At 59.0% G+C, this 22,427-nt stretch carries 19 protein-coding genes; 13 read left to right on the forward strand and 6 right to left on the reverse strand.

Annotated features, from left to right (window positions below; all coding sequences use genetic code 11):
- The first annotated feature begins 293 nt into the window (after positions 1–293).
- Entirely contained in the window at positions 294–470 is a 177-nt protein-coding gene (locus WE862_RS17495; protein ID WP_104014414.1) for a hypothetical protein, read from the forward strand.
- Between the two features lie 96 nt (positions 471–566).
- Here the strand turns inward: WE862_RS17495 and dsdC are convergent, their stop codons facing one another.
- Positions 567–1,517 carry a DNA-binding transcriptional regulator DsdC gene (gene dsdC / locus WE862_RS17500; protein WP_042031236.1) on the reverse strand — a complete coding sequence of 317 codons (951 nt, stop codon included), beginning with the start codon at positions 1,515–1,517 and terminating at the stop codon, positions 567–569.
- Between the two features lie 223 nt (positions 1,518–1,740).
- Here dsdC and dsdX point away from each other — a divergent pair, with 223 nt between their 5' ends.
- Together dsdX and WE862_RS17510 are read left to right on the forward strand one after the other, a co-directional pair.
- A complete protein-coding gene (dsdX, locus tag WE862_RS17505; protein WP_042031238.1) occupies positions 1,741–3,078 on the forward strand; it encodes a D-serine transporter DsdX in 1,338 nt (445 codons plus the stop codon).
- Positions 3,079–3,094: 16 nt separating this feature from the next.
- The gene (locus WE862_RS17510) at positions 3,095–4,426 is read left to right on the forward strand and encodes a D-serine ammonia-lyase (protein WP_042031239.1); all 1,332 of its coding nucleotides are present in this window, start codon (positions 3,095–3,097) and stop codon (positions 4,424–4,426) included.
- A gap of 76 nt (positions 4,427–4,502) precedes the next feature.
- Here WE862_RS17510 and icd read toward each other — a convergent pair whose 3' ends face one another.
- Positions 4,503–5,756 (reverse strand): NADP-dependent isocitrate dehydrogenase, encoded by a 1,254-nt coding sequence (gene icd / locus WE862_RS17515; protein ID WP_033114311.1) that lies wholly within the window; start codon positions 5,754–5,756, stop codon positions 4,503–4,505.
- 170 nt (positions 5,757–5,926) lie between these two features.
- Positions 5,927–6,799, reverse strand: coding sequence for a helix-turn-helix transcriptional regulator (locus WE862_RS17520; protein ID WP_042031240.1), 873 nt, complete (start codon positions 6,797–6,799; stop codon positions 5,927–5,929).
- Between the two features lie 129 nt (positions 6,800–6,928).
- On the opposite strand from WE862_RS17520, the gene manA reads away from it, so the two are divergent.
- The 3 genes from manA (at position 6,929) to WE862_RS17535 (ending at position 11,452) form a co-directional block, all read left to right on the forward strand.
- Entirely contained in the window at positions 6,929–8,128 is a 1,200-nt protein-coding gene (manA, locus tag WE862_RS17525) for a mannose-6-phosphate isomerase, class I (protein ID WP_042031242.1), read from the forward strand.
- 267 nt (positions 8,129–8,395) lie between these two features.
- Complete coding sequence (locus tag WE862_RS17530; RefSeq protein ID WP_042031243.1) at positions 8,396–8,902, forward strand: hypothetical protein; 507 nt, start codon at positions 8,396–8,398, stop codon at positions 8,900–8,902.
- A gap of 909 nt (positions 8,903–9,811) precedes the next feature.
- Positions 9,812–11,452, forward strand: a complete 1,641-nt coding sequence (locus tag WE862_RS17535; protein ID WP_042031245.1) for a methyl-accepting chemotaxis protein — start codon at positions 9,812–9,814, stop codon at positions 11,450–11,452.
- 151 nt (positions 11,453–11,603) lie between these two features.
- Here the strand turns inward: WE862_RS17535 and WE862_RS17540 are convergent, their stop codons facing one another.
- Positions 11,604–11,750 (reverse strand): hypothetical protein, encoded by a 147-nt coding sequence (locus WE862_RS17540; RefSeq protein WP_165791294.1) that lies wholly within the window; start codon positions 11,748–11,750, stop codon positions 11,604–11,606.
- A gap of 559 nt (positions 11,751–12,309) precedes the next feature.
- On the opposite strand from WE862_RS17540, the gene WE862_RS17545 reads away from it, so the two are divergent.
- The 7 genes from WE862_RS17545 (at position 12,310) to tauD (ending at position 20,412) form a co-directional block, all read left to right on the forward strand.
- A complete protein-coding gene (locus tag WE862_RS17545) occupies positions 12,310–14,205 on the forward strand; it encodes a PTS fructose transporter subunit EIIC (RefSeq protein WP_042031249.1) in 1,896 nt (631 codons plus the stop codon).
- Between the two features lie 241 nt (positions 14,206–14,446).
- A complete protein-coding gene (locus WE862_RS17550; protein ID WP_042031250.1) occupies positions 14,447–15,199 on the forward strand; it encodes a DNA/RNA non-specific endonuclease in 753 nt (250 codons plus the stop codon).
- A gap of 282 nt (positions 15,200–15,481) precedes the next feature.
- A complete protein-coding gene (locus tag WE862_RS17555; RefSeq protein ID WP_042031251.1) occupies positions 15,482–16,585 on the forward strand; it encodes a YdcF family protein in 1,104 nt (367 codons plus the stop codon).
- 385 nt (positions 16,586–16,970) lie between these two features.
- Positions 16,971–17,945, forward strand: a complete 975-nt coding sequence (gene tauA, locus WE862_RS17560; RefSeq protein WP_042031253.1) for a taurine ABC transporter substrate-binding protein — start codon at positions 16,971–16,973, stop codon at positions 17,943–17,945.
- Entirely contained in the window at positions 17,946–18,740 is a 795-nt protein-coding gene (gene tauB / locus WE862_RS17565) for a taurine ABC transporter ATP-binding subunit (RefSeq protein WP_404801000.1), read from the forward strand.
- Positions 18,737–19,564: a taurine ABC transporter permease TauC gene (tauC, locus tag WE862_RS17570; protein WP_339058652.1), complete on the forward strand. Its 828-nt coding sequence runs from the start codon at positions 18,737–18,739 to the stop codon at positions 19,562–19,564. Before tauB ends, tauC begins: the two co-directional genes overlap by 4 nt.
- Entirely contained in the window at positions 19,561–20,412 is an 852-nt protein-coding gene (tauD, locus tag WE862_RS17575; protein ID WP_042031256.1) for a taurine dioxygenase, read from the forward strand. Before tauC ends, tauD begins: the two co-directional genes overlap by 4 nt.
- Before the next feature lie 65 nt (positions 20,413–20,477).
- Here the strand turns inward: tauD and WE862_RS17580 are convergent, their stop codons facing one another.
- Positions 20,478–20,852, reverse strand: a complete 375-nt coding sequence (locus WE862_RS17580; RefSeq protein WP_042031257.1) for a DUF805 domain-containing protein — start codon at positions 20,850–20,852, stop codon at positions 20,478–20,480.
- Positions 20,853–20,912: 60 nt separating this feature from the next.
- Positions 20,913–22,283 carry an MFS transporter gene (locus tag WE862_RS17585; RefSeq protein ID WP_042031259.1) on the reverse strand — a complete coding sequence of 457 codons (1,371 nt, stop codon included), beginning with the start codon at positions 22,281–22,283 and terminating at the stop codon, positions 20,913–20,915.
- Between the last annotated feature and the right edge of the window lie 144 nt (positions 22,284–22,427).

Below are 22,427 nucleotides of genomic sequence, written 5' to 3' on the forward strand. Positions count from 1 at the left end.
GAGGGGCGCAAGCTTTCTGGCCCCTTTTGTCGCTATCAGGCCCAATTTTCGCCCGATTTATAACCCAATTGACCCCAAAACCTGATCTTCACATCTTTTTGTGATAAGGTGGTGGCCAATTTTTGACACCTTCGCTCTTTTCTCGACCGCTATCTGTCTGAATTGACACTTATAACGGCGAAAAACAGGAAGATCCGCAGACAAGGCGCAAGGTGCCTGCGACCGGGCCCGTTCAGGGTGTGGAGCCGTCGCTGCCGCAGTATCAATCGTCAAATTGATAAGGAGATCGTGCAATGAAACAGTACCAAAGCTGGCTTGGACAATATCTGATGAGCCGCCGCGATGGCGACCACGCCATGGCATCCGAGCTTGCCAGCTCCATCTGCGAGTTCTGGCAGCAGCAAGGGGATGAGACCGAGCTGGACAAGTGGCAGCAGATTTACCAGCACCATCTGGAAAGAACTACCTGATCCTTCGACTATTCGCCTTGCAGCACCAAGCTGCAAGGCGCTTGTTTATCTCCTCCCCCAATAACCTCTATTTTGTTTTTCCAGCTGCGGGCCCCATCAGGCCGATGCAGTCTCTTGCGCCGTTTGCTGCGCCCACTCGATAAACGCCTGGATCTTGGGACACTGGCGATTGGGCAGGGTCGCAATGTAGTAACGCTGCTCGCACTTCACCTCACGGCCCGAAAACGGGGTAACCAGTTCATTGCGCGCCAACCGCTTGCTCACCAGATTCTTGCGTCCCATGGCGATGCCCCCGTGATTCATGGCGGCGATGATGGCGAGATCGGAGCGATCAAAGCCCATATTGAGCCGACATTCAGCGAGGCTCACTCCGTGGTGGCGTGCCCAACTCTCCCACTCATCGCCATCGGAGTCATACCCCCAGGCCTGCCGATCGTGCAGCAGCCGACAGTGCTTCAAGTTGCCGGGATTCTCCAACAGGTTGTGTTGCATGGCATATTCGGGGCTGCAAACCGGCACTATGAACTCATCCATCAGATGGTGGATGGCGAGCCGCTCCGGTACCTTCTCGTCGAAGTAGAGGGTCAGATCGATGCCATAACCGTGCAGATTGATGTTCTCGTTGCCAGTCACAATGTTCAGCTCGATCTGGGGATGCAGTCTTGAGAAGTCGGCCAGCCTTGGCACCAGCCAGCACTGGGCGATGGAGGGCCGCGAGTAGATGGTCAGAGTGCCCGAGAGCTCCTGATTTCTGATCTCCAGGATCTCCTGATTGATGAACTCCAGCGATGACTTGAGCGCCCAGAACACCCGCTGCCCTTCCGCCGTCAACACCACCTTGCGATGGAAACGCTCAAAGAGCTGAAAGCCCAGCTCCTCCTCCAGCGCGCTTATCCGGTGGCTGACGGCACTCGGGCTCAGCGACAGTTCATCGGCTGCCATGGCAAAAGATCCGTGGCGCGCTGCCGCCTCGAAGGTGTGCAGCTTGGCCAGCTGGTAGCCATTCAGCAGCTTGTTGCGCGATATGTAGTGATCCGCGATATACATTCAAACTCCTCTCACCGGTTCACGTACATCATACCGCGCAGCCCCCCCTTTCCAGATGCAATGAAAAGACCCAATAAACACCATTTACAGAAAATGTGACCAATAAGGCTATTTTGCATCACTTCAGCTCACCCAAGTGGTCGATTTCATCATTTGTCAGCCCCGCCTCATTTTCATTCAATAGCGCATAAACAATCACATACAACAGATGTCGAGGCGCAGTATGAGTTCAGAGGTATGGGTCATCGCTACCTTGCTAAGTAGCATCGTTCTTATCGTGGTCACCATAGTAAAGGGCAAGATCCACCCCTTTCTTGCCCTGCTGTTGGCCAGCTTCTATGTGGGCACCCTGATGGGGATGGAGCCCCTCAAGATGGTCAGCGCCATGGAAGAGGGAATTGGCGGCACGCTCGGCTTTCTCGCCGCCGTCATCGGCCTTGGCACCATACTCGGCAAGATGATGGAGGTGTCGGGCGCGGCGGAGCGTATCGGCCTCGCCCTGCAGAGATGCCACTGGCTCTCGCCGGATGTCATCATGGTGCTGGTTGGTCTGGTATGTGGCATCACCCTGTTCGTCGAAGTTGGCGTGGTACTGCTGATCCCACTGGCCTTCTCCATCGCCCGCAAGACCAACACCTCGCTGCTCAAGCTGGCCATTCCGCTCTGCACCGCCCTGATGGCCGTGCACTGCATCGTACCGCCGCACCCTGCTGCCCTCTATGTCACCAATCAGCTGGGCGCCGATGTGGGTTCCGTCATCGTCTATGGTCTGGCGGTCGGCCTCTTCGCCTCTCTTATCGGCGGCCCTCTGTTCCTTAAACTGCTGGGTAACCGGCTCCCGTTCAAGGGGGTACCCGATGCCTTTGCCGACATCAAGGCGCGCGATGAGGCCACTCTCCCGACCTTGAGCGCCTCGCTCTTTACCGTGCTGCTGCCCATCCTGCTGATGCTGGCCAAGACGGTCGCCGAGCTCAACATGGATCACGCCAGCCACCTCTACACCGTGCTGGAATTTATCGGCAACCCCATCACCGCCATGTTTATCGCAGCCTTCACCGCCTACTACGTGCTGGGGATCCGCCAGCAGATGAAGATGGAGGGACTGCTTAACAAGACCGAGGAGTGCTTCTCCTCCATCGCCAACATTCTGCTCATCATCGGTGCGGGTGGCGCTTTCAACGGGGTGCTCAAGGCAAGCGGCCTGGGCGATAGCCTGGCCACCATCCTCTCCCAGCTGGATATGCACCCCATTCTTCTGGCCTGGCTGGTTGCCATCGTGCTGCACGCCGCCGTGGGCTCCGCCACCGTCGCCATGATGGGCGCCACCGCCATCGTCTCCCCCATCATGGTGCACTACCCGAACATCAGCCCGGAGATCATGACCCTGGCCATCGGCTCAGGCGCCATTGGCTGCACCATGGTGACCGACTCTCTGTTCTGGCTGGTCAAACAGTATTGCGGTGCCACCCTGAACGAAACACTCAAGTACTACACCACCGCCACCTTTGTTGCCTCCCTGATGGCGCTGGCCGGTACTTTCCTGCTCTCCTTTATCGTGTAACAAGACCGAGAACACTATGAAAAACATCGACGTACAACAGCTCACAGCGCAATTTCCACTGGTGCAATCCCTGATCGCGCTAGAGCCAGTCACCTGGTTCAACCCCAACACCACCACTCTGGCTGCCGGTCTGCCCTATGTGGGGCTCGATAATAACAATGTGGCGGACGCTTCCGCTCGGCTGGCCCGCTTCGCCCCCTACATGTGCGAAGCCTTCCCCGAGACCCGCGCCAGCAACGGTATTCTGGAGTCCGACATCGCCGCCATTCCGGCGATGCAGGCCACGCTCAACCAGCGTTACGGCGTTGAAGTCACCGGTAGACTGCTGCTGAAAAAAGATAGCCACCTGCCCATCTCCGGCTCCATCAAGGCGCGCGGCGGCATCTACGAGGTGCTGGCCCATGCCGAGCAGCTGGCCATCAAAGCCGGTCTGCTGCGAGAAGAGGATGACTACCGCAAGCTCTTTAGCGACGAGTTCCGCCAGTTCTTCAGCCAGTACAGCATCGCAGTGGGCTCCACCGGCAACCTTGGCATGTCCATCGGCATCATGAGCGCCAAGCTGGGCTTTACCGTTACCGTCCACATGTCGGCCGATGCGCGGGAGTGGAAGAAGCGAAAATTGCGCGAACATGGCGCCATCGTGGTCGAATATGCCGAAGATTACGGGGTTGCGGTGGAACAGGGGCGCAAAGAGGCCGAGCGGGATCCCAACTGCTTCTTTATCGATGACGAGAACTCCCGCACCCTGTTCCTCGGCTACTCGGTGGCGGGCGAGCGGGTGAAAACGCAGTTCGACCAGATGGGCATCAAGGTGGATGCCGACCACCCGCTGTTTGTCTATTTGCCCTGTGGCGTAGGCGGCGGCCCGGGCGGGGTGGCCTTTGGTCTCAAGCTCGCGTTCGGTGATCATGTCCACTGTCTGTTTGCCGAGCCGACCCACTCCCCCTGCATGCTGCTGGGGGTTCACACCGGACTACACGATGCCATTGCGGTGCAGGATTTGGGTATCGACAACCTCACCGCGGCCGACGGCCTTGCTGTGGGGCGCGCCTCCGGCTTCGTCGGTCGCGCCATGGAGCGGCTGCTCGATGGCTTCTACACCCTGAGCGATCAGGAGATGTATGACCTGCTGGGACTGCTGGCGCGCGATGAGCAGATCAAGCTGGAACCCTCGGCGCTGGCCGGCATGGCTGGCCCGTGGCGCGTAGCCGCCGATCCGGCATGGCAAACCGCGCAGGGACTGGACGCGGCAACCATGGCCCGCGCCACCCATCTGGTGTGGGCCACCGGCGGCGGCATGGTCCCGGCCGAGGAGATGACCAAGTATCTGGCTGCGGCCAACATCTGATCCTCTTCACTCACGCGAGATAAAAAAAACCGGCGCTCATGGCGCCGGTTTTGTCTTTTCTGGCAAGCAGAAGACATTACATCTGGTCGATCATGTCCTGAGCAAACTGGGAGCAGGAGCGCAGGGTGGCCCCTTCCATCAGACGCTCGAAGTCATAGGTGACGGTCTTGTTGCGGATCGCCGCTTCCATCCCCTTGATGATGAGATCGGCCGCTTCGACCCAGCCCATGTGGCGCAGCATCATCTCGGCGGAGAGGATCAGCGAGCCCGGGTTAACCTTGTCCTGACCGGCATATTTCGGCGCAGTACCGTGAGTTGCCTCGAACAGGGCCACGCCGTCACCGATGTTGGCACCCGGTGCGATACCGATACCGCCCACCTGAGCAGCCAGCGCATCGGAGATATAGTCGCCGTTGAGGTTCATACAGGCGATGACGTCATACTCGGCCGGACGCAGCAGGATCTGCTGCAGGAAGGCGTCGGCGATGACATCCTTGATGACGATGGTCTTGCCGGTTTTCGGGTTCTTGAAGGAGCACCAGGGGCCGCCGTCAATCAGCTGGGCACCGTACTCGTTCTGGGCCAGAGCATAGCCCCAATCCTTGAAGGCACCTTCGGTGAACTTCATGATGTTGCCCTTGTGCACCAGAGTCACGGAGTCGCGATCGTTGTCGATGGCATACTCGATGGCGGCACGCACCAGACGCTCGGTACCGGCCTTGGACATCGGCTTGATGCCGATCCCGCAGGACTCGGGGAAGCGAATTTTCTTCACACCCATCTCGTTTTGCAGGAAGGCGATCACCTTGTTCGCTTCGGCGCTGTCGGCCTTCCACTCGATACCGGCATAGATGTCTTCGGCGTTTTCGCGGAAGATCACCATGTCTGTCAGATCAGGACGCTTCACCGGGCTCGGGGTGCCGTCGTAGTAACGCACCGGGCGCAGGCAGATGTAGAGATCCAGCTCCTGACGCAGAGCCACGTTGAGAGAGCGGATACCGCCACCGACCGGCGTGGTCAGCGGGCCCTTGATGGCCACGCAGTATTCGCGAATGAAATCGAGGGTTTCGGCCGGCAGCCAGGCACCTTCACCATAGACATGAGTCGACTTCTCGCCGGTGTAGATCTCCATCCAGGCGATCTTGCGCTCGCCCTTGTAGGCTTTCTCGACCGCAGCATTCACCACATTCAACATGGCCGGGGTTACGTCAACACCGATGCCATCCCCTTCGATAAACGGAATGATCGGATGGTTGGGAACCTGCAGCTTGCCGCTGGCGTCGACTGTGATTTTCTGGCCCTGGGTCGGGATAACTACTTTGCTTTCCATCGGCATCTCCTAACTTCCGTTTGTTATCAACTTGTTTGTTGCGCGCGGCCATCTTAGCCCATTCATTTTCATAATAAAATGGCGAGCTCGCATGTCAGACCAAAGAGGTAGAGCCTCTTTGACAGTGGCGATTGCATCCCGGCCGAGCTCCTGTTTCGCCCCCGTTTTTATCACGCCCGCTCATGACTCTGGTTCTGGGGCTGGCTCAGGGAGCGATACTGGGTCGGGGTCAATCCCGTCTTCTGCTTGAACACCCGGCAGAAATAGTTCACGTCGCTGTAACCGCAGCGGCTTGCTACCTCTTCAAGGCGGAAGCGGTACTTTTTCAGCATGAATTTGGCCCGATCGATCCGTACCCAGCTGATGTAATCGGCAAGGCGCATATGGCCCTGCTCGCGAAACAGGTGGGAGAGATGGCTGGCAGAAACGTTGAAGCGGTGGGCGATGGAATCCCGGGTGATGGGGCGGTGAAAGTTCTCCTGGATATAGATGCAGATCCCGTGAAAGAGATCTGCCCCCCGCGGCCGATCTGTGGCAGAGGCGATCAGCAGTTGCCGGGCGCTCGACAACAACGCCTGCAGCAGGTGGTCATCGGTAGGAGAGCGACCGGGATCCTCGGCCAACACGTTGAGCGCCGCCAGTATGTGTTCGATGACGTGACCCGCTCGCGCCATGATGCTGTGCTTTTGCACATCGAAGAAATCGGGGTCTTCCCGTCGCTTGCTCACCAGACTGAAGCCCAGCTGGCGCTTGCCAAAGAGCAGGCTCAGCACCGAGCAGTCGGTGGTCCAGAGCGGCTTGTTCCAGCCGTTGGGGGGGATGTAGAGCGCCTGTCCCGGCAATACGCAGATCTCCCTGACTCCCTCCTCCCTGTCCCAGATCTGGTTGAGATACTCGCCGCTGAACACCAGTTCGAGACGGGGAAAGTTGACCTGATAGCTGAAACCTGGGGGTACCCCCTGTTCACTGGCAAACCAGATTTGGTCAAATGGAACCTGTTCGCTCAGGGCTCCGTCGAGCAGTTGGTTGAAGATGAGAGACATGGTGATCCTGATCAAGAGAGAGGCAAGCGGTTGCGGCGCGCGCGACCGCCCATGTTATAGTCTGGTCCACAGCAGCAATGCCACCCTTTTCTGCACCCGATTTTCTTCAAACTAGACGAGGCGTCCCTTATGAGCAGTAGCGATCTGCCCTCCTTTCTGTTGATGCAAAACCCGATTCAAGGCTATGACTGGGGCAGTCATGACTCCCTCACCACCCTGTTTGGCATTGCCAATCCCCAGGGCAAACCCCAGGCCGAGCTCTGGATGGGCGCCCACCCCAACGGCTGTTCCGACGTAGTAGTGGCGGGCCAGACCCAGAAGCTCTCGACCCTGATCGAACGCACCCCCGCCGCCGTGCTGGGTGAGGCCACCCTCGCCCGTTTTGGCAGCCTGCCATTCCTGTTCAAGGTGCTGTGCGCCGAGAAAGCCCTCTCCATTCAGGTGCACCCGAGCAAGGCTCAGGCCGAAGCGGGCTTTGCCAAGGAAGAGGCTGCCGGCATCGATGCCAAGGCAGCCAATCGCAACTACAAGGACCCGAACCACAAGCCGGAGCTGGTGTTTGCCCTCACCCCCTATCAGGCGATGAACGGCTTTCGGGCCATCCCCGCCATTCTGGCACTGTTCGAGCGGGTCAATCTGCCGGCCATCGCCGATCTGACCGCAGCCCTTGCCGCCAACCAGAATGAAGCGGGGCTGCAGCACTTCTTCCACCAGCTGCTGGTACTGGAAGGGGCGCGCAAGGAGGAGGCGCTTGCAGGTCTGCTGACCTATGCCGCCGCCCATCAGGATGAGGAGACCTTTGCCCTTATCACCAGTCTGGCGGCCCAGTATCCGGGCGACGTCGGACTCTTCTCGCCGCTGCTGCTGAACGTGGTGACCCTCAAGCCCGGGCAGGCGATGTTCCTCGATGCCTGCACCCCGCACGCCTATGTACGCGGCACCGGCCTCGAGATCATGGCCAACTCGGACAACGTGCTGCGCGCCGGCCTCACCCCCAAATACATCGATGTGGCAGAACTGCTGGACTGTACCCGCTGCCAGGCCAAACCGGACGACCAGATCCTGCTTGCTCCCCATGTTGAAGGATCGGTGCAGCACTTCGAGGTACCGGTACCTGACTTCACCTTCAGCGTCTATCCGGCGGGCGAGCACCAGCTCACCACCGCCAGCGCCGAGATCCTGTTTGCCATCGATGCAACCGTGATCCTCAAGTGCGGCGATGAGACGCTGCGTCTCGAGAAGGGCCAGTCTGCCTTTATCCCGGCCGCCACCGGCAGCTACCAGCTGCTGGCCGAAGGGCGAGTCGCTCGCGCCGGCAACCGCAGCTAAGGCGCAAACGCCATTACCGAATAAACGAAGGGGCCATCATCGATGGCCCTTTTTCTTGCGAATCAGTTCATTGCGCAGTTTTCAGCCGAAGAATAGACTCCATTCGGATACGACTTTACTGCCAAAATTCTTGATGTGCGGCATAAATTCACCACATTCCTCTTTCGCTGCGCCTAGCGTTGACTATGATGCCCGTTTAACCACCCCCTTTTTCCGGAGACCGCCATGACCCTTCCTCGTCAACCGGTACAGGTCAGGAACCACACAATGAAAGCCGGCACTGCACTCCCGCTGTTGCTGCTGGCACTGCTGGGCAACCCGGTTTATGCCGCTTGCGATGACGGCGTTGCCATCAAGCATGCCAAGGCGTTCTGGGAGCATCACCGGAACTTCTATTACACCGATCCGGCCAGGATCAAAGAGTTGCTGACCCCGGACTTTTTCAGTGTGCTGAGCCGCGAGGCCGAGTGCAATGCCGACGGGGAGGTGTGCGCCATTGATGCCGATCCCTGGACCAACGCGCAGGATGGCGATGTGGTCGAGCCTATCACCTTCAGTGCAACCAGCAGCAGCGACAGCGCGGTGGCCGTAACCATGCGCTACCGTCTGGCGATGACAGATACCCGGCAGGAGCCGCAGGAGGTCACCCTCCAGCTGCAAAAATCGGGCGATCAACGCTGCTTTTTACTCGACGACTTTATCCCCCCGGGCGAAGGCTCCCTGAAAAAGCAGCTGCAGCAGTGGCAACTGCAAAATGATGGCGGGCAACAATAAACGACCTTGGAAGGGCTGCGGGGTAAGGCCAGCACTCCCGGCGCTCAATGAAAAGGGGCTGATATTCCCTATCCCTCACACAACATATATGAACTATTTGGCAAGCCGCTCAGTTTTTCGGAATGCCTCTCCTCTGCTTACTCTCTTTTGGCGGCTCAGCTTGGCTCTGCCATCGCACCTTGAACCTCACACTAAACTCAACCCTGCTGCGCTTCCCACTGGCCGTCAGTGCTTGATTAACTCCTGATTCAGAGAGCTCACTCTGCTGGAGGAAAATATTGGGCGTCCGCTCAAACAGGAATGATATCCGGATCATCTGGATAATATGAGGAGAGAAAAATAATAGTGCACTCCTTATCTCTTTTATTTATCGGTTCCAATAAGAACCAAAATCACCATGGAGATAGCTCGCCGATGCATTTTTTCATGCCATTTCCTAGATGTCGTCATATGTCATTCTGGTACAACCACAAAGCAAGCCTCAGTGAAATGAAAGAGTTCTCTTTTGATTTACCAAAACCTGCTCGCCGTCATTTCACTTAGCAGACAAATAGTGTCAAACGGACATAGCCAGCCAACGATCATCAGCATCATAAAAAAAGCTATTGAATTAAAAGGAAAAACATCAAAAAACCTTGATAACCATGACCACGCTGGATTTAAAAATAAAAAGTGATTCGACAAAAATAACTAGATGGTTCTATCAATAATAAAAATGACTAGTGATGGATCTGATATTTATTTTTGGCATGTCAGCCAAACACGGTTGATGTCAGAAAATGAACATTTCATTTCCCTTGTGATTAAACTCGCTTTTATTTGATTTATTTTTAAGGTATCACATCCCGTGGTCGATATAAAAATTTCACATATCGATTTCCTTGGAAAATAATAGATACAAGAGGCCATATGCTGACAAAAATGACAATAGGGCAAAAGCTGATAATGGCGTTTACCACTCTCGCATTGTTGATGCTGGGGTTTGCCTGGTTCGCCACTGCGCAACTATCCAATATTTACCGTGATGCCAGCGAGGTCACTGACAATATTGTCCCCTCCATCCGTGCATCCAGCCAGATGCACGTGGCCTTGCTGGATGCTCGCCGTGCCGAGCTGAACATGGTGATCGATGCTCTGGGTAAGGATTCCGCCTCCCTCAGCAACAGCACACAGAATTTCGAGGCGGCAAAAAACCAGTTCACTGCCGCCGAACAACGGTATGGATCTATGCCTTTTGTCTCGGAACAAGATCGCAATATCTTCGCCGACCTGCAGGCTGCTGCAGCCAAATACTTCTCCGTCCATGACAACCTGCAAACGGCCATCGTACAGGGCGACATGGTTCGGGTGCAGTCGTTGATCAAAAATGAGTCTCGCACAGCACTTGAACAGGCCGGACAGGATGGTCTGGAACTACGCAAGGAGAACGATCGGGTCGCCAATCAACTGACCAAACAGAGTGAGGCTTCCTATGAGCGAGCCAAACTGCTGAGCACTACGATCGGTGCGCTAACCCTGCTGTTCGTGATTATTGTGGCCTGGCTGCTGATCCGGCAGATCCGCAATCCGGTGATGACCCTGCTGGAGCAGACCCGCCAGGTGGCGGCAGGCAACCTCACCAGCCAGCTCGATATGCAATGCTTCTCCCATGACGAGCTGGGCAAACTGGCCCAGGGATTCAACGAGATGCAATCCAATCTTCGCATGCTGGTCAACGAGGTCTCTGGCTCGGTGGTGCAGCTGGGAGCGGCCGCCGAAGAGATCAGCGCGGTGGCACTGCAATCGGCCAATAACATGGGGGCTCAGCAGCATGAGCTCAACCAGCTGGCCACTGCCATGAACGAGATGCAGGCCACGGTACTCGAGGTTGCCCGCAACACCAACGACGCCGCCAGCGCAGCAACCTCCGCCAGCGATACTGCTGCACAGGGCAGCGAGACCGTCAATGACTCCATCGGCAGGATCGAGAAAGTGGCTACCGCCATCGAAGAGACGGCTCTGGTAATCCGCCAGCTGGGTGATGACAGCAGAAATATCGGCATGGTGCTTGAGGTGATCCAGGGGATTGCCGAGCAGACCAACCTGCTGGCACTGAATGCAGCAATCGAGGCCGCACGGGCAGGTGAACAGGGTCGTGGTTTCGCCGTGGTCGCCGATGAAGTACGCACTCTGGCCAAACGCACTCAGGACTCCACCTCCCAGATCAATCGCATCATCTCCGAACTGCAGCTGCGCGCCAACGAAGCGGGCGTCACCATGCAGCAGAGTCAGGATATGATGACGGAGACGGTTCATACAGCCCGCGAGGCGGGTGCCGCCATTGGCGAGATCAGCAGCTCGGTCAATAGCATTTCCCATATGAATATCCAGATCGCTACCGCAACCGAAGAGCAGGGAGCTGTCAGCGAGGAGCTCAACCGCAACGTGGTCAATATCAGCAACGCCTCGGAAGAGGTCGCCACCGGCGCCAAGCAAATGGCTCAGGCTTGCAACGACCTCAACCTGCTGGCAAGCCAGCTGCAGGATGTGGTGCGCAAGTTCCGGATCTGACGACCACTCCCCGAGGGCAAGTCAATCTGACGCGTTCCCCAAATAAACAACCCCGCAGCGTACAAGCGCTGCGGGGTTGCGTTATTACGCAGAGTTGCCGATAGCAAAACCGGACTGTGGCTCTTATCGGCTCACACGATAAATTGAGCGGTTACCCTACCTCTTCTTCCTGATAATCACCGGAGCGCTCCTGCTGCAGTGCATCGACTCTCGCCTGCCACTTGTTGTGGGCTTGCTGCTGTAGCTGACGCTCCAGCTCCTGGCGCATGGTGTCGACCTCTTGGTCTAGTTTTTCCATCAGAATATCTCCTTGTTTTAGCGAGTCACACATGTTGAACGCGACTCAGGGCTGACGGCACTTGGCCAATGTATCACCTGTTTCGACAACCGGATCCCGCCAACTGCCCAATCAAATAAACGATTGCTTTTAGCTGAACCAATCGAATATTTGGGCTGGTCATCACTCTCTCCTCCTCCCTTTGCTCCTCACTCTCGTCACGACATTGCTCAGCGGGTCCCTCACCCAAATCCTGTTTTTTGCTGCCCTCTTCACACTTTTTATGGCGGATCCACTCACACAAATCTCCATCTGCAGGATTGCCAGAATGGCGTCACTCAAACAGAGATTAATAATGAGCAGCAATTTAACCATATGTTTATAAAGGATTTTATTTATTCATCATGGTTAAACCCAAGGCTGTGTAAATTGCGAGCAGGGTCACAGGGCAGAGGATGTCACACAAAAATCCAGTAAACGGCACATTTGTCCGATTTCGACGAGGGGGCAACGGGAGAACAATATTCCAGTCAACCCAATCCCCACCCAGCGAGCTCAGGAACGGAGCCAGGAGAGTGCAATGTTACCCACCATAACCAACGGCAGACTTATCTGTCTGGAGCTGAAGGCCACCAGCAAGGAGGCCCTGTTTGACGAGATGGCGCAGATGCTGGCGCGCGATGGCGCCGTGTCCGATAAAGAGCAATTTGTGAAAGATGTCTGGGCCCGCGAGCAACTCGACTGCACCGGGTTCGAGCAGGGTGTGGCCCTGCCCCACGCCAAGAGCGCGGCAGTGAGCCGTCCCGCCATCGCAATCGGGATCAGCAAGCAAGGGATCGAGTACGGTGCCGAAGATGGCAAACCGACCCAGTTGATATTCATGATCGCCTCCCCGGATGGCGGCGCCAACCACCACATCGAGGTGCTGGCCGAGCTCTCGACCCGTCTGCTGGAGCCGGGCTTTATCGAGCAGATGAAGGCCGCCACTACCACAGAACAGGCGCTGGATCTGCTCAAGCAAGGCCCGAGCGTTGCAAAACCGGCCCCGACCGCCAAACCGGCGGCCACTGCCCCGGTTGAACCCACCGAGCGCTCCTTCAAGGATCGCCTCAACACCATGAAGCAGCACCTGCTGTTTGGTACCTCCCACATGATCCCCTTTATCGTGGCGGGCGGGGTATTGCTGTCGCTGTCGGTGATGATGAGTGGTAAAGGCGCGGTGCCGGAAACGGGCTTCCTCAAAGACATGGCCACCATGGGTATCGCCGGCCTGACCCTGTTTACCGCCGTGCTGGGCGGCTATATCGCCTACTCGCTGGCTGACAAACCGGGTCTGGCGCCTGGCATGATCGGCTCCTGGATTGCCGTGCAGCACTATCAGACCGGTTTTCTCGGCGCGATTCTGGTGGGCTTTATCGCCGGCTTCGTGGTCAATCAACTCAAACGGATCAAGTTGCCGGACTCCATGAGTTCCCTTGGCTCCATCTTCATCTACCCGCTGATCGGTACCTTCCTGGTGTGCGGCATCGTGATGTGGGGGATCGGCGCCCCGATCGCCGCCATGATGGAAGGGATGAACAACTGGCTCTCCAGCATGGCGGGCTCAGGTAAAGTGATGCTGGGTGCCATTCTGGGTGGTATGACCGCCTTCGATATGGGCGGCCCGGTCAACAAGGTTGCCACCCTGTTTGCCCAGACTCAGGTCAACACCCAGCCCTGGCTGATGGGCGGCGTCGGTATCGCCATCTGTGTGCCGCCGCTCGGCATGGCGCTGGCCACCTTCATGTCTCCGAAGCGCTACAAGAAAGAGGAGCGTGAATCCGGCAAAGCGGCCGCCATCATGGGGATGATCGGTATTAGTGAAGGTGCCATCCCGTTCGCTGCCGCTGACCCCGTCCGCGTTATCCCGGCCATCGTGGCAGGCGGCATCGTCGGCAACATCACCGGCTTCATGATGCACAGCATCAACCACGCCCCCTGGGGTGGCTGGATTGTGCTGCCGGTGGTGGAAGGCAAGATGGGCTATATCCTCGGCACCATCCTCGGCGCCCTGACCACAGCCGTCATCGTCAACATTCTGAAAAAACCGGTGAGTGAAGAGGAAGAAGTCACCACCACAGATAGCGACTATCAGGTGATTGAAGCGGAAGGGGAAGCGGACGTACTGGCCATCACCGCCTGCCCGTCCGGTGTGGCCCACACCTTCCTCGCCGCCAAGAGCCTGCAGAAGGCCGCCGCCAAGCAGGGGATCAAGATCAAGGTCGAGACCCAGGGCGCCAACGGCATCATCAACCGCATCACCGCCAAGGATGTCGCCAACGCCCGCTGCGTCATCTTCGCCCACGACGTAGCGATCAAGAACCGCGAGCGCTTCACCGATATCGAGGTCATCGACGTGAAGACCAAGGAGGCGATCCACAACCCGGAAGCGCTGCTGGCCCGCACGCTGGCAGACAAGGGAGAGCAGGCGGCCTGAGCCGACTGACCCTCGCAATCTTGTACCAAATCAAGGGGCCCGCTGTGGGCCTCTTGTTTTTAGCCTCAATCAACTCTCCATCATCTCATGGTGAAAGGCGTTGATTTAAAACACATTAGCCATCCACGCGACAGATCTTGGCGAGACGTCACAAATCCGGAAAGTGTCATCAAGCTGCAATTGAAGCTCCTTCGAGATGTGTATCAAATGATGCGGCCTACTAAACTGGAGCATCACAAAAATGATAAAAATCAATAAATTGGTTCTGGCTGTCACCCTATCCCTCGGCACTGCACCGCTCTTTGCTGCGGGCTTTGTCTGCGGGGAACACATGCGCTTTGGCACCCCCTCCGAAGCGGATCAGAAACTGTGCCGCGACGGCTATGCCGCAGGCTACAACTACGACCACAAGGTCTCCGAGTGGGTGTCTTACCGGATGACCGCCCAGAGCGCACAGGGCAAGATCAAGCGCAAGGATGCTTTTGCCGAGGACAAGGAGGTGCCGGTCGCCTATCGCGCAACCCTGTCGGACTATAAGGGGTCTGGCTACGACCGTGGCCATCAGGCTCCCGCGGCCGACATGGCCGCCACCGATATCACCATGAAGCAGAGCTTCCTGCTGACCAACATGACACCCCAGTTGCCAGCCCTCAACCAGAAGGCGTGGCGCATTCTGGAGGAGAAGGCACGCCAATGGGCTATCAGCCGCAAGGATGTGCAGGTCATCACCGGCCCCATCTTTACCGGCTCTGAAGAGTCCATCGGTCAGGGTGTGACGATCCCGAGCGCCTACTACAAGATCGTGATGGATCCGGCCAAACTGCAGGCCATCGCCTTTATCATGCCGCAACAGGATATTCCCGTTAGCAAGATCGCCGACTACCGGGTGTCGGTGCGTGAAGTGGAGGAGCAGACTCACCTCAACTTCTTCAGCGATATGCCCGAAGAGCAGCAGGAGACGCTGGAAGCCCGTGTCTCCCCGATGTGGAACTAACTCGAAACTCGATAGATTGAGAATCAACCTATCCAAATAACAGATAGGTTGGGGGAGCCATGCTCCCGATGGCAGGGGGAAAACCGCTCCCCCTGCCGTTTTTGGAGTCCAGCCGAGTACGCGGTTCATCCCCCACGACTCGCCCCGACTCACAGTTTGACGCCCCGATAACTGCTATATTGCCCGCCTGTTTTGGTACTAACCGACTGAATTGACGCGACTTTGCTTGGCGCTGCCAACTGGCGGCGCACAGTGGCAATCAGCCCGACCGAGGAATCTTCGATGAAACAGACCCTTCTCGCCCTGACGCTGAGCGGCCTGCTGGCTCTCTCTCCCCTCGCCCTGCAGGCGGCCGAAAGCTCGATGCAGATAGAGAGCGACCTCAATACCCTGGTGAGCAAGCGCCAGGTGGTGGACATGCTGCTGGCCGAGGCGCAGCAGATCTACAAGTCGCCGGCCAAGATCTCCCACGCCGGCTTTACCGCCAAGATGCCGAGCAACATGGAGCTGGTCACCAACCGGCTGCTGGCCGCCTACCAGCTCGAACCCTATCGCACCGACTTGCTTATCTCGGCGGCCAACGCCCAGATCTACAACGGCAATATCGACCGCGCCATCTCGCTGCTGGAGCAGGCGCAGGCGGTCGCCCCCGATGACCTCGACATCAACAGCTACCTCGCCATCTGGCAGCTGGTGAAAGGAAACAAGGAGGCGTCGCGCACCGCCCTGGCCAAGGTGGCAGATCGCAACGGCGGGCGCGCCGCCGATCTGGACAAGATCATCGCAAGGGTGCAGCGGGTCACCACCATGGCGCTGCAGACCGAGCTGACCGAGGATCAGCTCAAGGCAAGCAAAGAGGGTAAACGCGCCATCGTCACTCTGGGCTACGCCCTCAACCCCGACGGCACCATGGACCGGATCCTGCTGGGCCGGCTGCAAGCCACCCTCAAGCTCGCCAAGGCGGATCCCGATTCGCTCATCATCCTCACCGGCGGAGTGCCGCAAAATCACCAGACCGAGGGCAAGCTGATGGCCGACTGGCTGGCCAATCACGGCATCGACCGCAGCCGCCTCATCGAGGAGAACTACGCCACCAGTACGGTGGAAAATGGTCTCTACAGCGCCTATGCCCTCGCCCGCCATCAGATCAACTACGCGGTGCTGGTGAGCTCCGCCAGCCATGTGCGCCGCGGTCAGGCGGTGCTTGAAACCGCCTGCGACCAGACCGGCCCTGCCGGGCTGCAGGTGGTGAGCGTCAGCTTCCCAGACAAGCCGCTCGAGGATCTGGCAAGCGTGAGCCAGAGCGAGCTGCTCGGTATCTACCGCGACGTGCTGCGTACCTACGGTATGTGGAGCTACCGCTCGGCCCCGCTGATTGAACGTTGATCAGCCGGGTTCACGCTGAACCATCCGTGATAAACCATAAAGCCCGCCACCCCGGCGGGTTTTAGCATTGCCCCAACGGCTTTCGTTTTGCCGCCATCGTTTATCGTTCCGTATCGCTATTGCTCGCCCCGTCTTTTGTCTGACAAGGCGAGGTGGCCATCCCCCATGTATCGGGTGGACAATCTCATGACGAGTAACATATTCAGACGACGTTTCTCGCCTGACAAATATCGACTGCGATGATTGGGATATATAAATAAACGCATTGATTTACCGCTCTTTTTCTAAGAACCATTGCTCGCCACAACAATATTTTCGTTATTTCATTATCAGGCCAATAAATGGGAAAACGGCTATTCCCCCCCCCGGATAACGGAATAGCATCATGATAGGAAAAGGATATTCTCTCTGGCTGACAGCCCTCGCCCTTCTCAGCCTGCAGGCCCACGCCGTCGACGTGACCGTGGCTTACCAGACCTCGGCCGAGCCAGCCAAGGTGGCTCAAGCCGACAACACCTTTGCCCGCGACAGTGGCGCCAAGGTGAAGTGGCTCAAGTTTGACAGTGGTGCCAGCGTGGTGCGGGCGCTCGCTTCCGGCGATGTGCAGATCGGCAACATCGGCTCCAGCCCGCTGGCGGTGGCCGCCAGCCAGCAGGTACCGATCGAGGTGTTCCTGCTTGCCTCCAAACTCGGCAATTCGGAAGCGCTGGTCGTCAAGCCTGAGCTCGCCTCTCCCAAAGCACTGGCTGGCAAACGCATCGCCGTGCCCTTTACCTCCACTACCCACTACAGCCTGCTGGCCGCCCTCAGACACTGGGGCGTGGATCCGGCCAGCCTGCAGATAGTCAATCTGCAGCCGCCCGCCATCATCGCTGCCTGGCAACGGGGTGACATAGATGGCGCCTACGTCTGGGCACCGGCCCTCAATGAACTGACCAAGGAGGGCAAGGTGCTGACCGACTCGGCCCAGGTGGGTGAATGGGGCGCGCCCACACTCGATGTGTGGGTGGTTCGCAAGGAGTTTGCCAAGGCTCACCCCGAGGTGGTGCAGGCCTTCGTCAACAGCACCCTGGCGGCCCAGCGCGGCTATCTGGACAACCCGGCTGGCTGGCTGGCACAACCGGACAACCTCGCCAAGCTGGCAACACTGAGCGGCGTACCCGCCGCAGAGGTACCCGGGCTGGTCAAAGGCAACACCTATCTGACTGCCCGGCAGCAGAGCGACGAGCTCGCCGCACTGGTGAACCGGACCATAGTGGACACCGCCCGCTTCCTCAAGGAGCAAGGCAAGGTACAGAACGCCGGCAACGATTACAGCCAGTACGTCACCGACCGTTTCGTCAAGGCTCAAGCCCGCTGAATGACCCCTACTAACCCGGAGGCTGCCATGCTGCAACTCACCCACCTTTGTGCCGACTACGACGGTAAAAGGGTGCTCGACAACATCAACCTCACGCTGGAAGCGGGGGAGCTGATGGTGGTACTCGGCCCCTCCGGCTGCGGCAAAACCACTCTGCTCAACCTTATCGCAGGCTTTCTCACCCACCATCAGGGCGAGATCAGCCTGCAAGGCAAACCGGTGACCGGCCCCGGTGCCGAGCGGGGGGTGGTGTTCCAGCACGAGGGACTACTGCCCTGGCGCAACGTGCTGGACAACGTGGCTTTCGGGCTACAGCTGGCCGGTCTGCCCCGCCCGGAGCGCGAAGCGAGAGCCCTGGCCATGTTGCGCAAGGTGGGGCTGGAAGAGGCTCATGCCAAACCCATCTGGCAGCTCTCCGGCGGTCAGCGTCAGAGGGTCGGTATTGCCCGGGCGCTGGCCACCCAGCCGCAACTGCTGCTGCTCGACGAGCCCTTCGGCGCACTCGACGCCTTTACCCGCGAGCAGATGCAGACCCTGCTGCTGCGCCTGTGGCACGAGCAGCGCCGCCAGGTGCTGCTCATCACTCACGATATCGAGGAGGCGGTATTCATGGCGACCGAGCTGGTGCTGCTCTCCCCTGCCCCGGGCCGGATCACCGAGCGGCTGACCCTGGATTTTGGCCGCCGCTTCGCCGCCGGGGAGTCGTGCCGCAGCATCAAGTCGGATCCCGCCTTCATCGAGCAGCGTGAATATGTGCTCAGCCGGGTCTTCGCCGAACGGGAGGTGTTTGCATGACAGCCGCCCTCTCATCCTCGGCACTCCCTGCCAATGTACGCCTGCGCTGGCCCCTGTCACGCCGGCTTGGCGTGAGCCTGCTTAGCCTGACTACCCTGCTGGCAATCTGGTGGCTGGTGGCGCACCTTGGCTGGATAAGCCCTCTATTTTTGCCGCCCCCCGAGCAGGTACTGCACCAGTTCATCACCATTGCCGGGCCGCAGGGATTCATGGATGCCACCCTGTGGCAGCATCTCGCGGCCAGCTTGCAGCGCATCCTGATCGCCCTGATAGCTGCGGCCCTGTTCGGGGTAACGGTGGGGATTGCCATGGGGCTGAGCCCCACGGTGCGCGGCATGCTGGATCCGCTGATCGAGCTCTACCGACCGGTCCCCCCGCTCGCCTACCTGCCACTCATGGTGATCTGGTTTGGCATAGGCGAGACCTCCAAGGTGCTGCTCATCTATCTCGCCATCTTCGCGCCGGTGGCCATGGCAACCCTGACGGGAGTGCAGAGCGCCCAGCAGGTGCGACTGCGGGCCGCGCAAGCGCTGGGCGCCACCCGCTGGCAGGTGTTGTGGTACGTCATCCTACCCGGCGCCCTGCCGGAAATTTTGACCGGGCTGCGCATCGGGCTCGGGGTCGGCTGGCTCACCCTGGTGGCGGCCGAGCTCATCGCCGCCACCCGTGGCGTGGGCTTTATGGTGCAATCCGCCGGCGAGTTTCTCGCCACCGACGTGGTGCTGGCGGGCATTCTGGTGATCGCCCTGATCGCCTTCATTCTGGAACTTGGTTTACGTGCGCTGCAGCGTCGCCTGACGCCGTGGCATGGAGAAGGACTATGAGCAATACCCTGCGTATCACCCCCCTCGGCCCCCACATCGGTGCCGAGATCAGCGGCATTCAACTGGCCGAACCTTTGAGCGATAGCCACTTTGGGCAGATCCATCAGGCCCTGTTGAGCCATCAGGTACTGTTCTTTCGGGACCAGCCCATCACCCCTCTGGCTCAACGGGCGCTGGCCAACCGCTTCGGCGATCTGCACATCCACCCCATCTATCCCCATGCGCCCGAGGCCGAAGAGATCATCGTGCTCGACACCCACAACGATAATCCACCAGACAACGACAACTGGCATACCGATGTGACCTTTATCGAGACGCCCCCGGCGCTGGCCATTCTGGCTGCCAAGCAATTGCCGCCGGTCGGCGGAGACACCCTGTGGGCCAGCGGCATCGCCGCCTTCGAGGGGCTATCCCCAAGACTGCAACAACTGCTGGCGGGACTGGAGGCCGAACACGACTTCAGCAAGTCGTTCCCGGCTCATCGCCACACCGGTAGCCCGGAGGAGTACGGACGTTGGCAGGAGGCAGTATCCCGCCATCCTCCCTTGCGCCACCCGGTGATCCGCACCCATCCCATCAGTGGCCGTCAGGCCCTGTTTGTCAACGAAGGGTTCACCACTCGCCTGCCCGACTTGCCGAGGCAAGAGAGCGAGGCGTTGCTCGCCTTCCTGTTCAAGCATGTCAGCAAGCCCGAGTATCAGGTGCGCTGGCGCTGGCAAGAAAACGACATCGCCATCTGGGACAACCGGGTCACTCAGCACTATGCCAACGCCGACTATCTGCCAGCCCGGCGCATCATGCATCGGGCGACCGTGCTCGGCGACAAACCGTTCTGGCGCGCCTCTTGAAGCCCCACAACGAAAGAGGGAGGCATGATGCCTCCCTCTTTCGTTTGTACGTTTCGCCGCACCTGTCAGCTGGCGATAAAGCCCTGCGAGGATCCAGCTTTGGGATCATCGCCGAAGCGGTTCGGCCCCTGCTGGCCGTTGCAGACCATAAAGTAGATGAGCACCAGGGTACCGATAACGGGGATAAGGCCGATCAGCAGCCACCAGCCGCTGCGGTCGGTGTCATGCAGACGGCGTACCGCCACGGCGAGGGACGGGAGCAACACTGCCAGCGAGTAGATGGCGCTCAGGATCTCCTTGTCGCTGCCAATCAAGCGATCCACCATCCCCACCAGCAGCATGAATACGACGTTGCAGAGCACGAACATCCAGTATTCGGTGCGACGGGCCCGCCCGCTGAATACCGCATATTGCTTGAGTACCGAGATATACCAGTTCATTTCGCCTCCAGACTGTTTTCAAAAACAAGTAGTTGCAGATCCGAACCGAGCTTAGCGCGATCAGTGCCAGCCGTCGATGACCAGCAGCTCCAGATCCCGGCGGCTGATGCGCTTGCTGTCCACCTTGACATAGACAGAGCGCTCGGAAGCGGCCAGCAGCACGTCGCTCACCCCGTCGCAGGCGCGGATCTTCTGCTCCAGAGCCGTATTGGCCTCCACCCCTTCCGGCAGCACGATGCGCAGACTGCTCACGTAAGGGGGCTCGGCCATGGTGAGGCTGACCCCGAGCCAGAGCAGCGCCAGCGCGGCGCAGCCGCCAAACACCAGCGAGGCGCCACCCAGGCTGTAGAGCAGACCACCGAGGCTGCCGCCGATGGCCACCCCGATAAACTGGCTGGTGGAGTAGATCCCCATGGCGGTGCCCTTGTAGCCGGGGGGCGACTCCTTGCTAATAAGAGAGGGCAGCAACGCCTCCATCACGTTGAAACCGATGAAGAAGATCTGCAGGCCGGCGAGCAGGCCCCACAGCTGCAGCCCGCTCTGCCAGAGCACCAGCTCGGCGACGAGCATCACCAGCACGCAAATCTGGAACACCCGCTTCATCTTTCTACGCTTCTCGGCATAGATGATGAAGGGCACCACGCTGACGAAAGCGATCAGCATGGTGACCAGATAGGCTTGCCACTGGCTGTCGCGGGGCAAGCCGGCACGCTCCAGCAGCGGCGGCAGCGCCACGAAGCTCGACATCAGCAGGGTGTGTACACAGAGGATGCCGAAGTTGAGCTTGAGCAGGCGCGGGTTGGTCAGCACGGTGCGCATCCCCCCTTTCACCATGCCGGACTCGCGATTGAGCAGGTGGTCGCTCGGAGTCGGCACCAGCCAGAGGGTAACGGCGATGCCCGCCAGCGCCAGCAGGGCGATCAGCCAGAACAGGCCGGAGAGCCCCAGCGCATGAGTGATGAGGGGGCCGGTCACCATGGCGATGGCGAAAGTGATGCCAAAGCTCACCCCGATAAAAGCCATCGCCTTGGTGCGGTTCTGCTCGCGGGTGAGATCAGACAAGAGCGCCATCACGGCGGCGGAGATGGCACCGCTCCCCTGCAGGGCGCGGCCGAGGATCACCCCCCAGATGGAGTGAGTCAGCGCCGCGATCACGCTGCCGAGAGCAAACATCAGCAGGCCGCCGACGATGAGGGGCTTGCGGCCCACCTTGTCGGAGAGCAGGCCAAACGGGATCTGGAACAGCGCCTGGGTCATACCGTAGATGCCGATGGCCAGGCCGATGAGCGCCTCGGAGGCCCCCGCGAGAGACATGCCGTAGGTGGTCAGCACCGGCAGCACCATAAACATGCCGAGCATGCGCAACGAGAAGACGGAGCCGAGCGCCCAGGTGGCACGGCGCTCGCCCCTCGTCATGGTGAAATCATTCATGATGGCCTCGATAGGTCAGAGAAAAAGAAGAGTAACGGGGTGGCCGACAGCTGCCATGCCACACCCGATATACGGGAAAAGTGCCCGACGGGGCGGCCCCATAATAACAGAGCCGGGAAAGTTCCCGGCTCTGGATTTCATGCA

The organism is Aeromonas jandaei, assembly GCF_037890695.1.
Classification (GTDB): domain Bacteria; phylum Pseudomonadota; class Gammaproteobacteria; order Enterobacterales; family Aeromonadaceae; genus Aeromonas; species Aeromonas jandaei.

What these genes read in the sequence shown, in the direction of transcription:
- WE862_RS17550 (WP_042031250.1), top strand. Translation starts at nt 14,447, where the DNA reads ATGATAAAAATCAATAAATTGGTTCTGGCTGTCACCCTATCCCTCGGC.
- WE862_RS17540 (WP_165791294.1), bottom strand. Translation starts at nt 11,750, where the DNA reads ATGGAAAAACTAGACCAAGAGGTCGACACCATGCGCCAGGAGCTGGAG.
- tauC (WP_339058652.1), top strand. Translation starts at nt 18,737, where the DNA reads ATGACAGCCGCCCTCTCATCCTCGGCACTCCCTGCCAATGTACGCCTG.
- tauB (WP_404801000.1), top strand. Translation starts at nt 17,946, where the DNA reads ATGACCCCTACTAACCCGGAGGCTGCCATGCTGCAACTCACCCACCTT.
- WE862_RS17555 (WP_042031251.1), top strand. Translation starts at nt 15,482, where the DNA reads ATGAAACAGACCCTTCTCGCCCTGACGCTGAGCGGCCTGCTGGCTCTC.
- dsdC (WP_042031236.1), bottom strand. Translation starts at nt 1,517, where the DNA reads ATGTATATCGCGGATCACTACATATCGCGCAACAAGCTGCTGAATGGC.
- WE862_RS17530 (WP_042031243.1), top strand. Translation starts at nt 8,396, where the DNA reads ATGAAAGCCGGCACTGCACTCCCGCTGTTGCTGCTGGCACTGCTGGGC.
- WE862_RS17585 (WP_042031259.1), bottom strand. Translation starts at nt 22,283, where the DNA reads ATGAATGATTTCACCATGACGAGGGGCGAGCGCCGTGCCACCTGGGCG.
- dsdX (WP_042031238.1), top strand. Translation starts at nt 1,741, where the DNA reads ATGAGTTCAGAGGTATGGGTCATCGCTACCTTGCTAAGTAGCATCGTT.
- WE862_RS17510 (WP_042031239.1), top strand. Translation starts at nt 3,095, where the DNA reads ATGAAAAACATCGACGTACAACAGCTCACAGCGCAATTTCCACTGGTG.
- WE862_RS17580 (WP_042031257.1), bottom strand. Translation starts at nt 20,852, where the DNA reads ATGAACTGGTATATCTCGGTACTCAAGCAATATGCGGTATTCAGCGGG.
- WE862_RS17520 (WP_042031240.1), bottom strand. Translation starts at nt 6,799, where the DNA reads ATGTCTCTCATCTTCAACCAACTGCTCGACGGAGCCCTGAGCGAACAG.
- tauD (WP_042031256.1), top strand. Translation starts at nt 19,561, where the DNA reads ATGAGCAATACCCTGCGTATCACCCCCCTCGGCCCCCACATCGGTGCC.
- WE862_RS17535 (WP_042031245.1), top strand. Translation starts at nt 9,812, where the DNA reads ATGCTGACAAAAATGACAATAGGGCAAAAGCTGATAATGGCGTTTACC.
- WE862_RS17495 (WP_104014414.1), top strand. Translation starts at nt 294, where the DNA reads ATGAAACAGTACCAAAGCTGGCTTGGACAATATCTGATGAGCCGCCGC.
- manA (WP_042031242.1), top strand. Translation starts at nt 6,929, where the DNA reads ATGAGCAGTAGCGATCTGCCCTCCTTTCTGTTGATGCAAAACCCGATT.
- icd (WP_033114311.1), bottom strand. Translation starts at nt 5,756, where the DNA reads ATGGAAAGCAAAGTAGTTATCCCGACCCAGGGCCAGAAAATCACAGTC.
- WE862_RS17545 (WP_042031249.1), top strand. Translation starts at nt 12,310, where the DNA reads ATGTTACCCACCATAACCAACGGCAGACTTATCTGTCTGGAGCTGAAG.
- tauA (WP_042031253.1), top strand. Translation starts at nt 16,971, where the DNA reads ATGATAGGAAAAGGATATTCTCTCTGGCTGACAGCCCTCGCCCTTCTC.